The organism is Psychrobacter sp. 16-MNA-CIBAN-0192 (assembly GCF_040309565.1).
In the GTDB taxonomy this organism is placed as follows: domain Bacteria; phylum Pseudomonadota; class Gammaproteobacteria; order Pseudomonadales; family Moraxellaceae; genus Psychrobacter.
The window spans coordinates 1-239 of the sequence record NZ_JBEOOX010000691.1; the positions used below are offsets into that span (position 1 = coordinate 1).

Here is a 239-nt window from a genome sequence, read left to right on the forward strand (position 1 = left end):
GGCCATAGTATATTCGTTTTTCATCGCAACTTTACCGGCAGGCACACTTGCACTTACATGTAGCGCAATTATGTGATCAGGTTTTGCATATTTACTAAATAAGCCTTCTTTTAGCATGGCTTTAGCGCCACCGCCTACTTCTTCTGCGGGTTGTGCCACCATCATTAGCGTGCCTTGCCATGCATTTTTGTGAGCAATTAGTTGTTCAGCAGTACCAATGAATGAGCTCATATGTATAT

At 42.7% G+C, this 239-nt stretch carries 1 protein-coding gene; it reads right to left on the reverse strand.

Going from position 1 to position 239, the window contains the following annotated elements:
* Positions 1 to 239, reverse strand: a 239-nt coding sequence (locus AAEY78_RS14875; protein ID WP_352340257.1) for a M20/M25/M40 family metallo-hydrolase, incomplete at both ends; no start/stop codon positions are given.